The sequence below is a fragment of the Pseudomonas sp. Ost2 genome (genome assembly GCF_018326065.1).
In the GTDB taxonomy this organism is placed as follows: domain Bacteria; phylum Pseudomonadota; class Gammaproteobacteria; order Pseudomonadales; family Pseudomonadaceae; genus Aquipseudomonas; species Aquipseudomonas gingeri.
Genome location: NZ_AP021904.1, coordinates 2747571 through 2761237, shown reverse-complemented (window position 1 = coordinate 2761237; position 13667 = coordinate 2747571). Strand labels below are relative to the sequence as shown.

General features: G+C 59.4%; 12 protein-coding genes. 2 read left to right on the top strand and 10 right to left on the bottom strand.

Going from position 1 to position 13667, the window contains the following annotated elements:
- Positions 1-10: 10 nt before the first annotated feature.
- The 8 genes from KI243_RS12050 to KI243_RS12015 form a co-directional block, all read right to left on the bottom strand.
- Positions 11-865 carry an EamA family transporter gene (locus KI243_RS12050; protein ID WP_017128923.1) on the bottom strand — a complete coding sequence of 285 codons (855 nt, stop codon included), beginning with the start codon at positions 863-865 and terminating at the stop codon, positions 11-13.
- 78 nt (positions 866-943) lie between these two features.
- On the bottom strand, positions 944-1663 hold the full coding sequence (locus KI243_RS12045) for a haloacid dehalogenase type II (protein WP_042936738.1): 720 nt from the start codon (positions 1661-1663) through the stop codon (positions 944-946).
- A gap of 74 nt (positions 1664-1737) precedes the next feature.
- A complete protein-coding gene (locus tag KI243_RS12040; RefSeq protein ID WP_017128921.1) occupies positions 1738-2067 on the bottom strand; it encodes a tRNA-binding protein in 330 nt (109 codons plus the stop codon).
- A gap of 9 nt (positions 2068-2076) precedes the next feature.
- On the bottom strand, positions 2077-3543 hold the full coding sequence (locus tag KI243_RS12035) for an NAD-dependent succinate-semialdehyde dehydrogenase (RefSeq protein WP_244861841.1): 1467 nt from the start codon (positions 3541-3543) through the stop codon (positions 2077-2079).
- 68 nt (positions 3544-3611) lie between these two features.
- Positions 3612-4898, bottom strand: a complete 1287-nt coding sequence (gene gabT / locus KI243_RS12030; protein WP_042936734.1) for a 4-aminobutyrate--2-oxoglutarate transaminase — start codon at positions 4896-4898, stop codon at positions 3612-3614.
- A gap of 184 nt (positions 4899-5082) precedes the next feature.
- Complete coding sequence (locus KI243_RS12025; protein ID WP_017128918.1) at positions 5083-6462, bottom strand: FAD-dependent oxidoreductase; 1380 nt, start codon at positions 6460-6462, stop codon at positions 5083-5085.
- The gene (locus tag KI243_RS12020; RefSeq protein WP_017128917.1) at positions 6459-8012 is read right to left on the bottom strand and encodes an aldehyde dehydrogenase family protein; all 1554 of its coding nucleotides are present in this window, start codon (positions 8010-8012) and stop codon (positions 6459-6461) included. The genes KI243_RS12025 and KI243_RS12020 overlap by 4 nt, the downstream gene beginning before the upstream one ends.
- A 47-nt stretch (positions 8013-8059) precedes the next feature.
- Positions 8060-9406 (bottom strand): FAD-binding oxidoreductase, encoded by a 1347-nt coding sequence (locus tag KI243_RS12015; protein ID WP_017128916.1) that lies wholly within the window; start codon positions 9404-9406, stop codon positions 8060-8062.
- Between the two features lie 112 nt (positions 9407-9518).
- On the opposite strand from KI243_RS12015, the gene KI243_RS12010 reads away from it, so the two are divergent.
- Together KI243_RS12010 and KI243_RS12005 are read left to right on the top strand one after the other, a co-directional pair.
- A complete protein-coding gene (locus KI243_RS12010; protein ID WP_042936732.1) occupies positions 9519-10406 on the top strand; it encodes a LysR substrate-binding domain-containing protein in 888 nt (295 codons plus the stop codon).
- Positions 10407-10520: 114 nt separating this feature from the next.
- Entirely contained in the window at positions 10521-11615 is a 1095-nt protein-coding gene (locus KI243_RS12005; protein WP_017128914.1) for an extracellular solute-binding protein, read from the top strand.
- Positions 11616-12043: 428 nt separating this feature from the next.
- On the opposite strand, the gene KI243_RS12000 is transcribed toward KI243_RS12005, so the two are convergent.
- Together KI243_RS12000 and KI243_RS11995 are read right to left on the bottom strand one after the other, a co-directional pair.
- Positions 12044-12664, bottom strand: a complete 621-nt coding sequence (locus KI243_RS12000; RefSeq protein WP_017128913.1) for an NAD(P)-binding domain-containing protein — start codon at positions 12662-12664, stop codon at positions 12044-12046.
- A 27-nt stretch (positions 12665-12691) separates the two neighbouring features.
- Positions 12692-13630 (bottom strand): SDR family oxidoreductase, encoded by a 939-nt coding sequence (locus KI243_RS11995; RefSeq protein ID WP_017128912.1) that lies wholly within the window; start codon positions 13628-13630, stop codon positions 12692-12694.
- Between the last annotated feature and the right edge of the window lie 37 nt (positions 13631-13667).

Genomic DNA, 13667 nt, shown 5'->3' with positions numbered 1-13667 from the left:
AAGTACATGATCAAAGTTTGAAACTTCGAGTCATCACCATCGAAACAACTACCAGCAGAGCACCGAACCATATCGATAACTGCATGCCCTGCCCCAGGTACAGTGCCAGAAAGGCCGTGGACAACACGGGGGTGGCATAACTGAGCACTGCAACCTGCTGGGGATCGGCTTTCTTCATCGCCAGGTCCCACAGATAGAACGCGCCACCCATGGGGCCGATGCCCATATAGACAAGGGCCAGGGTTTCGCGGGTATCCAAGGAGGGCCATGGATGCCCCATGCGAAACCCCACCAGACAGACGACCCCGGATATCAGGCAGAACAACCCGACAGAAGCGCTTTGCACGCCCGGGTACTTCTTGGCCAGCAGGGAGTAAACTGCCCAGACCAATGCGGACAGAAGCGCCAGCCCATAACCCAGCAGGCCATCAGCCCCCACCAACTGTGAGGTATCACAGCTGATGATCGCCCCCAGAAAACCGACGATACCGGCCAGCAGACAACGCTTGCTCAGGGTTCCGTTCCGAACGAACAACGGAGCCAGGACGACGATCATGACCGGCCAGAGATAGTGGATCAGGCTGACACCGATGGGATCGGCCATTTGCAAGGCATAGAAGTAGATGACGTGATAGCCCAGCATGCACACCGTGCCGATAAGCAGCAGCGGCCAGGGCATCGACCATGCCTTCACCCAGGGCAATCCCATCAATGCGCCAATACTCAGCGCAATACCGGTCATGAACAACGGCGGGACATCAGCACAAAAGGTCACACTCAGGGCCAATGTGCTCCACACCAGGATGGCACCGACGGCAGCCAACCAGTAACCCTGCGTACGCACGCCGCACGTGACCGTGCTCATAAGCAACACCCCTGCTGACAAAACGATTGATGCCCTCTCTCAGGACACAGGGAGCCGGAGGCTCCCTGCAGCCGAAGATCAGCCCACCAGTTTCTGATGGCTCTCGACCATCTGCGCCATGCTGGTGAAACGGAAGTCGTAGGTAGCCTCAGTCGCCGGCACGTGGGTTGCCCCGAAACCTTCCTGGCCGTGGCGACGATGGATCCACGCCCCTGCCAGGCCTGCGGCGTTGGCAGGTACGTGATCGTGGTAGAGGCTCTCTGCGGTATGCAGGATCTCGTTTTTCTTGATGCCGGCCTTGGCCAACGCCTCGATCATGTAGGTGAAGTTATTCGGGTTGGGTTTGTAGGAACCCACATCCTGCGCCGTGATGATGTGATCGAATTCGACGCCCAGCTTGGCGTTGCTGAGTTTGAATTCATTGCGGTCAATGTTCGACAGGATGACCAGCTTGTAGTGTTTTTTCAGGTAGCGCAGCGCCTCGACCGAATCAGGGAACGCGGGCCAGTCCTTGACCGAAGTACCGAACGCTTCACGCTCGGCGGCATCGGGCTCCACCCCCAGTTCCTTGGCAATACGGTCATAGACCAAACGCAGGATATCGGGGTACAAGGCATCCGGTGTCAGCGACTGCTGGGGAGACTCGTGGCGCCCGAAGACTTCGAGAATCTGGTCGCGCGTCAACGCCTTGCCACTGCGCTTGACCACAGGCTGCAAGGCATTGACGATTCCCGATTCCCAGTCGATCAGGGTACCGTAGCAGTCGAATGTCAGTGCTTTGAAATCAGTGAGTTTCATCATGGTGTCCTTTTTGGAAAGAAAATGGATATCAGGGTGGGGCCGCCGGCTCATGACGGCTCCAGGTTACGGCTTCAGAAAACTCTGCGGCCCGGCTCGACCTGACGTTCCGGTGCCAGGTAAACCACTTCGCCCTCACCGGCCTCGGCCCCCAGCATCAAAACCTGCGAGGTGAATCCGGCAATGCTCCGGTCGCCCAGATTGACGGCACACACCACCTGCTTGCCGATCAGCTCCTGCGGCTGATAGAGACGGGTGTACTGCGCACTGGTGGTCTTGGTGCCCAGCTCGCCGAAATCGATCCAGAACTTGTAGGCCGGCTTCTTCGCTTTTTCATTGAGTTCGACACGCACGATTTGCCCGATACGAATGTCGACATGGCTGAACGCTTCATAAGGTGTCATCAAAGATCCTCAAGTTCTGGGCGCAAGGCCAACGGATACGAACTTCGTATCCAGATACTCCTGGATACCCCATTGACCCCCTTCGCGCCCGATCCCGCTCATCTTCACCCCGCCAAAAGGCGCTTGGGGCGTCGACGGTGCTCCGTCGTTGATGCCAACGATGCCGTAGTCCAGTGCCTCGGATACACGGTGTGCCGTGTCCAGGTCCCGGGTCCAGAGATAAGCGGCCAGGCCAAAGGGTGTGTCGTTGGCGGCGGCGACCACCTCGTCAACCGTGTCGAACACCAGCACGGGCGCAACAGGGCCGAAGGTTTCCTCCTGCAAGATGCGCATGCCCGGGGCAACATCGACCAGCACCGTCGGTTCGAAGTACAACCCCTGCAACGCCCGCCCACCGACGGCGACCCGTGCACCCTGACTGACCGCATCGTCCACGTGCTCGCGCACTTTGTGCAGCCCTTGCTCATCAACCAGGGGACCGATCTGTGTGTCCTCAAGGGCAGGGTCGCCGACACGCAGTGCTGCCACCTTGGCCGACAGTACCGCTACCAGCGAGTCTCGGATCGAACGGTGCACGTAGATACGATTGGTGCACACGCAGGTCTGCCCGGCGTTGCGAAATTTGCACTGCAGGATCTCTTCGGCCGCGCGCTCGATGTCCGCATCGGCAAATACAATGAACGGAGCATGTCCGCCCAATTCAAGCGACACCCGCTTCATGGTGGCCGCCGACTGACGATACAGATGCACACCCACATCGGTGCTGCCGGTAAAGGTGAGCTTGCGTATGCGCGCGTCTTCGAAAAACACGCTGGAAACGGCCGCGGGCTGATTGCTGGTAATGACCTGAAAGGTTCCCGGTACCCCACCCACTTCCAGCCAGTACTTCTCCAGCAAAAGCGCCGTCAGCGGCGATTGCTCGGCAGGCTTGACGATCACTGTGCAACCGGCGGCGAGCGCAGGCGCTACCTTGCGCGTGATCATCGCCGCGGGAAAATTCCACGGTGTGACTGCATAGACGGGCCCTACCGGTTGGCGCAGCGCATACAGGCGCTTGTGTTCGAACTGACTGGCAAAGGTCTCGCCATACAAGCGCTTGGCCTCTTCGGCATACCACTCGGCAAAGGCAGCGGCATACATCACCTCCCCACGGGCCTCCTTGATCGGCTTACCCATCTCCAGGGAGATGGCCTTGGCCAGCTCATCGATCGAAGCCACCATTCGGTCGAACCATTTCCTCAGCAATTGGCTGCGAGCATAGGCCGTTGTTTGCTTCCAGGACGCAAAGGCCTGCAGGGATTGCTCCGCAACCACCTCAGCCTCGGCCTCCTTGCAATCAGGTACCCAGGCAATGGGGTTTGCGGTTGCCGGGTTGACGACCGCATAGACGGGAAGCTGCTGCGAACGCTCGCTCAAGGATGGCAACACCCATAGAGCCGCTTTACCGGTCAGTGCTTCCAGATTCTTACTCGACACGTTATTTCTCTCCGCACAGGATCGATCATTGGAACGCTCATGAACGGGGGCATCCCCCCGCCAAGGGTTCAGGCACCGCTGACTTGCAGGGCGGCCTCAAAATTCACCAGGGCTTGAGTGACATCCGATTCGGAGATCACCAACGGGCACAGAAAACGCACGACATTGCGATAGACGCCGCACTTGATGAGCAAAAGGCCCTGTTCACGTGCCGCATCGATCACTCGCTGCGCCAGACCAGCATCAGGCTCCTTGCTCACAAGGTCCGTCACCAACTCGACCGCGCACATCGCACCGGTGGCGCGCACCTCACCGATGCTCGAGAAGCGTTGCTGCAGCGCTCGCAAACCATCCCCCAACTGCTCGCCAATGGCTTGGCTGCGGGCAACGAGTTGCTCACTCTCGAAGATGTCGAGCACGGCCAAAGCGGCGGCGCAACCCAGCGGGTTGCCCCCATAGGTCCCTCCGAGGCCACCGGGCTTGGGCGAGTCCATCAATTCGGCGCGTCCAACCACCCCCGAAAGAGGAAGGCCGCCGGCGAGGCTCTTGGCCACAGTGACCAGGTCTGGCTTGATACCGGAGTGCTGGAAGCCGAACATCTTCCCCGTACGACCAAACCCGGTCTGGATCTCATCGCAGATCAGCACGATGCCGCGCTCATGAGTCAGACGGCGCAGTGCCTGCATGAACTCGACAGGGGCCGCGACAAAACCGCCATCTCCCTGGACCGGTTCAATAATGATCGCAGCGACGCGATCAGCCGCGATCTGTGTGTCGAAGACTTCCTGCAAGGCTGCCAGTGCCTGCTCGCTGCTCACGCCGCGATAAGGGTTTGGATAAGGCGTGTGATAAACGTCCGGCGCAAAGGGCCCGAAGGTTTGCCGGTAAGGTTGACTCATACCGGTCAGTGTCATCCCCAGCAACGTACGACCATGGAACCCGCCACGGAAAGCAATCACCCCCGGACGCCCCGTATGGCTTCGAGCGATCTTGACCGCGTTCTCGACAGCCTCGGCACCGGTGGTGAAAAAGACCGACTTGAATGACGCCTCGGGCGATACCAACGCGTTCAGTTTCTCAGCCAGCGCCACGTATGGCTCATAGGCCGCTACCTGGAAGCACACGTGGGAGTAGCTTTCCAACTGCTTGCGTACGGCCTCCACCACCCTGGGGTGGTTGTGACCGACGTTCAGAACGCCAATGCCACCAACGAAATCCAGATACTTGTTGCCATGGTCGTCCCAGATATAGGCGCCCGCGGCTCGACTGACCGTGATGGGATGAGCAACGGCCACACCGTTGGAAACATGTTTGGCACGCATCGCTGCGAGAGGACTTGCTTGGAAGGAAGACATGCTCAGAACACCTTGTGTGAAGATGTTTGAATGCTAGATCGCACCCATCGGGCTAACCATGGATGAAAAATAGTAGAGGGCCGTCTGGAAATCCTATCTTTCATACAGCAAACCACGGTCAGCCCTGCCACGGACAACGACAGGCCGCGCCCGTCGTTGACCCTGCGGCATAAAGGCGCTGGACTTACCCCTGAGCCGCAAAACCCTTTTCGACCTCCTGAGCCGCGCGCCTGCCGGATAACAAGGCGCCATGCACCGTCGCGAACATCTCTCGGTGGGTTGCCTCGCCGGCGAAGAACAAGCGACCGGCGATGGGAGCAGCCAGATCGTCGCGGGTGTGAGCCGCCGTTCCCAATCGATTGAACGAGTAGGCACCGTAACTGAAAGGGTCCTGACTCCAGCGCGTCACCTGATAAGCGATTGGATCAGGTGTGTTCGCACCAAAAACCTGCCGCAGACGCGTCATCGCAGCGATCACCATCTGCTGATCACTCCAGTGCTCAATGGCGCCGCCGAACTCACCCGCATTGAACGCCAGCAGCACCGGCTGTCCCGTGAGGCGCGCCAGGTTCAGCCATTGGCTCCACTGACCGTGCTGCGCCTGCGAGGGAATGAACTCCAGCCAATCCTCTGCCGGCCAGAACTGACGGGGGAAGCGCAAGTAGCACTTGTTGAAGTGCCCCATTCCAAGTCTGGCAATCGCCTGAAGCTTTTTTTCGGGCAGTGCGGGTCTGAACTCAATGGCTCTTTGCTTCAAGACACCCAGTGGCACAGTGATGATCACCTTGTCGGCCTCCAGTGTGCCTTTCGACGTCACGATAACGACACCGGAGGCGTCCTGGGTGATGCTGGAGACGATGTGTCCCAGGCGTATATCGAGGCCACGAGCCAGATAGTCGACCAGTTTCCGATACCCCCCGACAGGCACCGCGTCCTCACCCGGATAGCCCCCCATACTGTCGAACCAGTGCGTCGACAGTTCTTCTCGACTGCCGGCATACTCCTGCTCTGCGGCACTGTTGGTGATGAAACCGAGGAGCTCCTTGTCCGGCTCCGACAGCCCACCCCAGTCAAGCTGATCTTCAACGCTGGCGCGTACCGAGTGGTCCTGGGGCTGTCGCTGGGCTTTGCGCAGGGCCTGCTCATAGGCCTTCCTGAGCTGTTCAAGGCGTTGCTGGCGTGCCGGGCCAACAGGCTTGCCATCAACGTCGTAGTCAAGGGTACTGTCGTAGCTGGTTGACACCAGATCGATACCGGCCTGGTGCGCGAGCGTGGTCAGTGGATTCCCATCGACGCCATGAATCCAGCTCGCCCCCAGATCCACAGGCGCGTCAGGCCAGACGGCGCTGGTCCAGGTGCGCCCGCCCAAGCGCTCGCGCCCCTCCAATACCGTGACCTGATACCCTCGAGCCGCGAGTTGGCTGGCTGCTGCCAGACCCGATACGCCCGCGCCGACAATGATGACTTTTTTGCGCGCCGGCCCAGCGAAGGCGCCACCTACCCCAGCCGAAGCCGCCACCATCGTGACAACGCCAGCCTGCTTGAGCAACGTACGGCGATTCATTGGCCGAGTTCTCCAGCACCCAGGATGGCCGAAGCACTGACACGGGTGGTCGTGACAGGAAACGCATCAGCCTGCGGATAGGGAAACCATTCAGGATCATCGACCGCACGAGGTGCAATCATCACCATTTTTGAGCGGCGGAACTGCTCAAGCCCCTCAACGCCCAATTCACGTCCAGTGCCGGTCATTTTCCGGCCACCAAACGGTACACAGTCGTTGTCATTGAGCGGGGTATTGACCCAGACGATACCGGATTCGATCTCGTTGATCGCACGCATGGCCTCTGCCAGGTTCTCGGTATAAATACTGGCCCCCAACCCCATCTCGGAATCATTGGCCAACACGATCGCCTCGTCGAGACTGCGAACTTTGCAAATCGGTGCGATCGGGCCAAAACACTCACCATGCATGATGTCCATGTCATGCCTGACCTCAAGCACAGTGGGTTCGAAGAACCACCCCCGGTGCAAATGGCCTGGCCTTTTCCCACCGCAGACCAATCGCGCGCCCTGCTCGAGGGCCTGGGCCACGAGCCGTTCTACTCGATTGAGCTCTCGCTCTGACGCAAGCGGCCCGATGTCCACATGCTCCAGACCATTTCCAATTCTCAACTTGCGGGCCTCGGCACTCAGCGCCTGGACGAAAGACTCGTACACCTGCTCGTGAACATAAAAGCGCTCGGCGGAGGTGCACACCTGTCCGCAATTGAGAAATGCCGCATACGCGGCTGCGCGCGCCACCGTCTCCACACAAGCAGAAGGCATCACGATAAACGGGTCATTGCCACTGGCTTCGATGAGCGTGGGTTTGAATCGCAAGGCCGCGCTTTGTGCCACCGCCTGACCGGCGCTGACGCTGCCGGTAAAGGCAATGCCATGAGTATGCGGATGCGCCACCAGGTGGCGCCCGACCTCAGCCCCACCGGTCAGCACCTGAATCAAGCCTCTGGGCAGAGGTGCGAACGCTGGCATCAGCAAGAGCTGCGTGAGCGAGGTCTGCTCGGATGGCTTGACAATGATGGCGTTGCCGGCAGCCAGCGCCGCGGCGGCCTGCCACCCCATGAGCAGGACGGGAAAGTTGTAGGGAACGATGGAAACCACGGTGCCCAGCGGCTCCTTCAGACTCATGTGCAACTGCCCGGCGATGGCCGGCCCTGCAACACGCCCTTGCTCCTGGCGTGCCAGTTCGGCGTAGTAACGCAGCGCTGAAGCGCAGGCACGGACTTCCCATTCAGCCTCGCGGTAGGGCTTGCCCATTTCTCGTGTCAGGCATTCGCCAACCGTAGCGCTGAGCGTGTACAAGTTGTCCGCCACCTGGTGCAAGGCCTCCGCACGCTCCAACGCACTGAGTGCCCACCAGACTTTCTGCACCTGATTGGCCAGGGCGATGGCCTGCTCCATCTCTTCGGCCGTCGCCTCGGCGTAGTCACCCACAGGCTGCTCGGTCGCCGGATTGATGATGGTGCTGACGCAGCCGCGGCCAGCCTGATAATCGCCATTGATGAAATGCTGCGCCGACCGCTCACGCATCAATTGGGCAGTTGCCGTCATACAGACTCTCTCTTTGTAATGAGGAAAGGTGCCTATCGTGACCGGGCTCATTTGAGACAGTCTTGAAGGGCATAATGGAAATAGGCCAGGCGCAGTCCGCCACGTTGCAACCAGGGGCTTTTGGGGAGTTGTCCTGGCAATTGGCGGTAGACCTTGCAGTCCTCCATCGCGCTCAGCGGCACGCCGGCAATGGCCCGTGCGAGCGTGCGCCCCATCCATGGCATCGTATTGACCCCTGAGCCGAAGCAACCCAGGTTGAACAGCACTGACGCGTCCTCAAGGGAACGCCCCCACGTCGGGGTGAACTTGCGTGTCAGCGTCAACAGTCCACGCCAGAAGTAGTCGACACCCAACACTCCGCTGTCTGGGAACTTGCGGGCCAATAAGCTCAGCAACCTATCGCGCATGGCGTTGTCATGTAGCGGATCGCCCCATGTATCGCTGCGCGCGCCCAGCAGAAGCCGGTCATCTGGCAGACGACGGTAGTAGGTCACCAGCATGCGTGTATCGATCATCGGCGATCGGTCAGACAGACCGATGCTCTCCCATTGCCGGGCCGAAAGAGGGGCGCTCACCAGAATATTGGAAATGGCGGGAAGCACGCGTCGCGCGATGCTCTTGGGCTCAGGGCCGTCGCGATAGCCATTGGTGGCCAACACCACCTGCCGGGCACGCACTACCCCATGGGGTGTACGCAAGAGGTGCAGCCCCCCCTGTTTTTCCCAACTCACCATGGGCGTGTTGGCACAAATTCGTGCGCCGTGCCGACGCGCGCTCTGCGCAAGCCCCTGCGTGAAAGCAAGAGGGTTCAGACCCCCTCCTGTTTCCACATGCAAGGCGCCAAACTGTTCAGGGCCGCCGTGCCCGATGACAGAGAACTCATCACGGGTGAGGATTCGGCAAGGAATTGCAGCCATCCTCAGCCATGGCAACTGCTCGATCAGCTCTCTGAAGGCACCCGGAGAATGGGCCACTGTAAAGTTGCCGTTACCGCAACGCTGAAGATCAAACCCCTCCTCTTTTGCCAACGAGTAGACCAGTTCCTGCCCTTCACGTTGTGAGTCGAAGAACGCGCGTGCGTCAGGCTCTGGCCAACGTTGAAATATCTGCTCGACAGACAGCTTGCTGGCAGGAAGGGTGTTGAAGCCCGCATTGCGGCCGCTCGCCCCCCAGCCGATGTCACCGGCCTCCAGCACCAGCGCCTCGATGTGATGATCGCGGGCCAGATGAAAGGCGGTGGACAGGCCTGCCAACCCGCCCCCGATAATCGCCACCTCGACCTCTGTGTCACCGGTCAATGGGGTGAACGCCATCCTCGGGGTCATGGCGCCCCAGTAGCTGGCATGAAAGTGTTGGCGGTCGTATAAACTCGGGTGAAAGATCGTCGGGCTCATCGGATTCCAGTCAGCAACAGCTCAAGTTGCGGACAGAATGGAATCGGTCGCCCACCCGAACAACCTGCGTTTTCTGTGGTAGGGTGTTAAAAAAACTAACACCTGGACAAGCATGTCGAACCACCGACTTCCTCCTCTGAACGCTGTTCGTGCGTTCGAAGCAGCCGCTCGCCTGGGCAGCTACGTTTCAGCCGCCAAAGAGCTGCATGTGACACAACCAGCCATCGGACGTCATGTGAAAGCCCTGGAGGAGTACTTGGGCACGTCACTGTTCAAGCGAACGCCTCGCGGTGTTCTGCTGACCGCCGACGGATGGCGCTATTTCGAACAGGTCAGTTCGGCATTGACTCAAATAGCCGACGTCTCCTATGAGTTCACCTCTCGTCGCGAGCAACGCTGGTTACGCCTGCTGGTAGTACCCGGTCTTGCCGGACAATGGTTGCGTCACCAACTGCCAGAGTTTCGGGCACTCCACCCCGGTATTCGTATCGCGTTGGAACCCAACGCTTCGTTTCGCCAAATCTCGGCGGAACGTACCGACCTGGGGATTGCCTTTGGCGATCCCGAAGACTTCGAGGGCGCCACTGAACTGCTCTGTCAGCCAGCCATTTTCCCGGTGTGCGCTCCCGACTTCCTGGCCCAGTGTCCTCCCTTGCAGGTCCCCAAAGACTTGTTGAATTTGACGCTACTACACGAGGACGACGGGTACTGGTGGAGGCACTGGTTTCATAGCCAGGGGGTCAAAGCCAGATTAAGCAGCGAGATGTCTTACGTCAGCGCAGACCAGGTCATTGATCTGGCTCTTTCGGGGGCAGGCGTGGGCCTTACCAACTCGCTACTGGTGATGGATGAACTGGAAAAGGGTCTGCTGGTTCGTCCGATTGGGCACGAAGCGCGCCTGGAGGGGTACCTGCTGCTGAGTCCGCCTGGCGGTCTCAAACCTGAGGCCAAGGCTTTCCGACTTTGGCTTCTGGAAAAGCTCAAAAACCTTTCGATATAACTTTTCTTAATACCGTACTCTGAAAATTGTGTGTTGCGCGTGCCCAGGCGGCTCTCTAGTGTTTTGAGGTACCCCTCAAGGCTCTGTTCATATCGAAAACCGAGAGCTCACACGATGAAAAATAAAAAAAGCCACCTGCTGCGTGCCACCCTCGCTACAGCGTTGACGTTTCTGATGTTCAGCACTGGCGCTCAGGAACGCCAGCTTCACGTACTCAATTGGTCCGAGCTCATTCCGCAAACGGTCCAGTCCGACTTCTCGGCAAAGAACAACATTCGGTTGCACTACGACATCCAGGACAGCGATGACACCCTGGAAAGCAAATTGCTGACCGGCCACTCCGGCTACGATGTCGTCTACCCGTCCTCATCAAACATGGTGAAGCAGATCCAGGCGGGTGCGTATGCGCCCTTGGACTGGTCAAAGATCCCCAACAGGACTCATCTTGACGCTCAACTTCTGAAGAAAATTCAGACGCATGACCAAGGCAATCAATACGGCGTGCCTTTCCTATGGGGCACCGATGGCATGCTGGTCAATGTGCCAAAGGTCAAAGCCATCCTGGGCGAGAACGCCGACCTGAACAGTTATGACCTGCTATTCAATCCGGCAGTTACCCAGAAACTGGCCAAGTGCGGCATCTCCTTTCTAGATTCGCCTCAAGACGTATTCTCCCTGACACTCGCCTACCTCGGCCGCGATCCCAACAGTACGAACCCAGAGGACTACAAGGCCGCTTACGAGCAGCTCAGGAAAGTGTGGCCCGACATCAAACAGATCAACTCGACCTATCGCGACCAGATCACCCGAGAGGACATCTGTGTCGCCATGGCGTGGAGCGGCGATGCGGGGGTGATCAACCGTATCATTCGAGATAACAAGCTCAATCTGGATATCCGCTACATCACGCCCAAAGGTCAGACCCCTATCTGGTTCACCATGATGGGCATACCCAAAGATGCGCAAAACAAGGAAGAGGCCTACGCCTGGATCAACAACCTGCTGGACCCGACCGTTGCAAAGGTCATCACCGAGTACAACAGCTATCCAAGTTCTGTGCAGGAAGCCCAGCAAGAGAACCGAACGATAAAAGACGGGCGCTACGCACCGGATGAAGAAGAGATCCGCAGCTTCTACACCTTCGCTCCACTGGACTTGAAGAGCGTACGCGTGATGACTCAATACTGGCGGCGCCTCTACAGTAAATAGTGCCGGCATGATTTGCCCGGGTATTTTTCGCTTATAGCTCCTGCTTTTAAAAACATGCCCAAAGGGACGTAAAAACAAGCAGAACATCAATAAACTTGATGTTCTGCCTAAGAAACAGCGATCTAGATGATGCATTGATAATTTCAAATAATCTCGAAATTGAGCTATCCCAGAAACCAGCAAGCTGGCGAGAATATCCAGGTAAAACTCAACACCCTGGGCAGGCAGTGGGATTTATAAGTCGTTCGGCCCACCCGCCTGGGATGGGACAGCCTCGTTACTTAACCAAACGAAATGCCGCTGGTTGCGCCGTGATCATCCGGATCAGATGGTGTGCCAGAAAATAGGTGGTGTAGCAGGCATCACCCAGGAGAATATCGTCTCGCTTCAAGGTGTCGAGCATCGATCCGAGGACGGGTGTCGACGTTTCAGCCGATGTCGACGTTCAAGGCGATATCCCAAGTGCCGGCACCGTTTTTCGCCAGGCCGATCATCATCAGGCCGAGCGCCTCGAGTGTCTGGGCCATGTGCAGGCCGCCGACATCCAACGGGCGCAGCCCAAGACTCTCGATGAACGTCGAGACGCGCGCCTTGGCCTCCGGGTCGTCGGCGGCGATGAACGTGTCGAGGCGTCCCCGCTTGGCAAGGACGTGACCGAAAAGGGTGTTGAATGCCTTCACGACATGCGCGCTGGCGGGGGCGATCCTGGCGATCTCCTGCGCACCGGAACTACCGGCGGGAGAGACGAGGCGCGTGAGGTCCGGGGAGACCGTGTTAGTGATGTCGATGATCACCTTGCCGTCGAGCGCGTCCCCGTAATCGGCCACCACCGACGCCGCAACGGTGTACGGCACGGCGAGGATGACGATGTCGCCGGCCGGAGTGGCCCCGTACGTCCCTGTGATCGCTCCGGCTGCGAGCTTGGCGACCAGCGCCCGCGCCTTGGCGGCGTCGCGGCTGACCACCTCAACCGTGTATCCCGCCTTGGCGGTACGACCGGCGATCGCCGCGGCCATGCCTCCTGAGCCAATGATGCTGATGGTGTTCATGTGTAGTTTCCTCGTGAATGGGAGTACTCAGCGGGCAGGGAAGTAGTGGCCGTTGTCCAGGTCCTCGAGCAGGCCGGGCTGAGCAGGCTCCCAGCCGAGGGTCTGGCGGGTGATCAGGTTGGACGCCGGGAGGTCCAGGGTGACCAGATTCGCGAGGAACCCGAAGTATCCCGGCAGCATCAGTACGTCCGCGGGAATGCTCACGGCCGGCACGCCCAGGCGGCTGCCAATGGCCTCGGCGATCTCGCGGAACCGGATGCCCTCACTCTCGACCCCGTGCCAATATTTGCCAGCCTCCCCCTTCTCCAGCGCCAGGCGGAACAAGATGGCGAGGTCACGGGCGTGTACGGCAGGCCACAGGTTCGCGCCTTCTCCCGGGTAACCGATGACGCCCTTTTCCTTCGCCAGCCCGATCAACAGCGGAAGGAAGGCGACGTCGGTGGTGCTGTGCGCGATCGTAGGAATGCGCACGATCGACGACCGCACGCCCCGCTCCGCGAGGCCGATCACGGTGGTTTCGACGATGTTGCGAACCCGCAACGTCCCCTTGTACACATCGCCGCCGGGAAGCGACGGGTCTTGCTCGGTGGCTGGTCGGCTCAGCTTTTCCCACCCGGGCCCGCCAATGCTCCCCGACACGACCAGCGGCTTGCCGCTTCCAGCCAGCGCCTCGCCGTACGCGAGCATGATCTGGAGTTCCGCAGCGGCCACGGCGTCGATCCCGCCAATGGGGAGCAGGTCTTGCCGGTGCGCAACGTGAATAACGCCGTCAACCTCCGCCGCCGCAGCCTTGAGACCATCGAGGTCGGAAATATCCCCGCGACACACCTTGGCGCCGAGTGCGATCAGTGCAGCCGCGGACTTGTCGGACCGGGCCAGGCCGGTGACCTCGTGGCCGGCGGCGATGAGCTCGGGAATGATGTACGAACCGATGTGACCGGTTCCGCCAGTGACTAAAACGTGCATGTCATGACTCCATATGCGTGATGGGGTGCGAGAAATG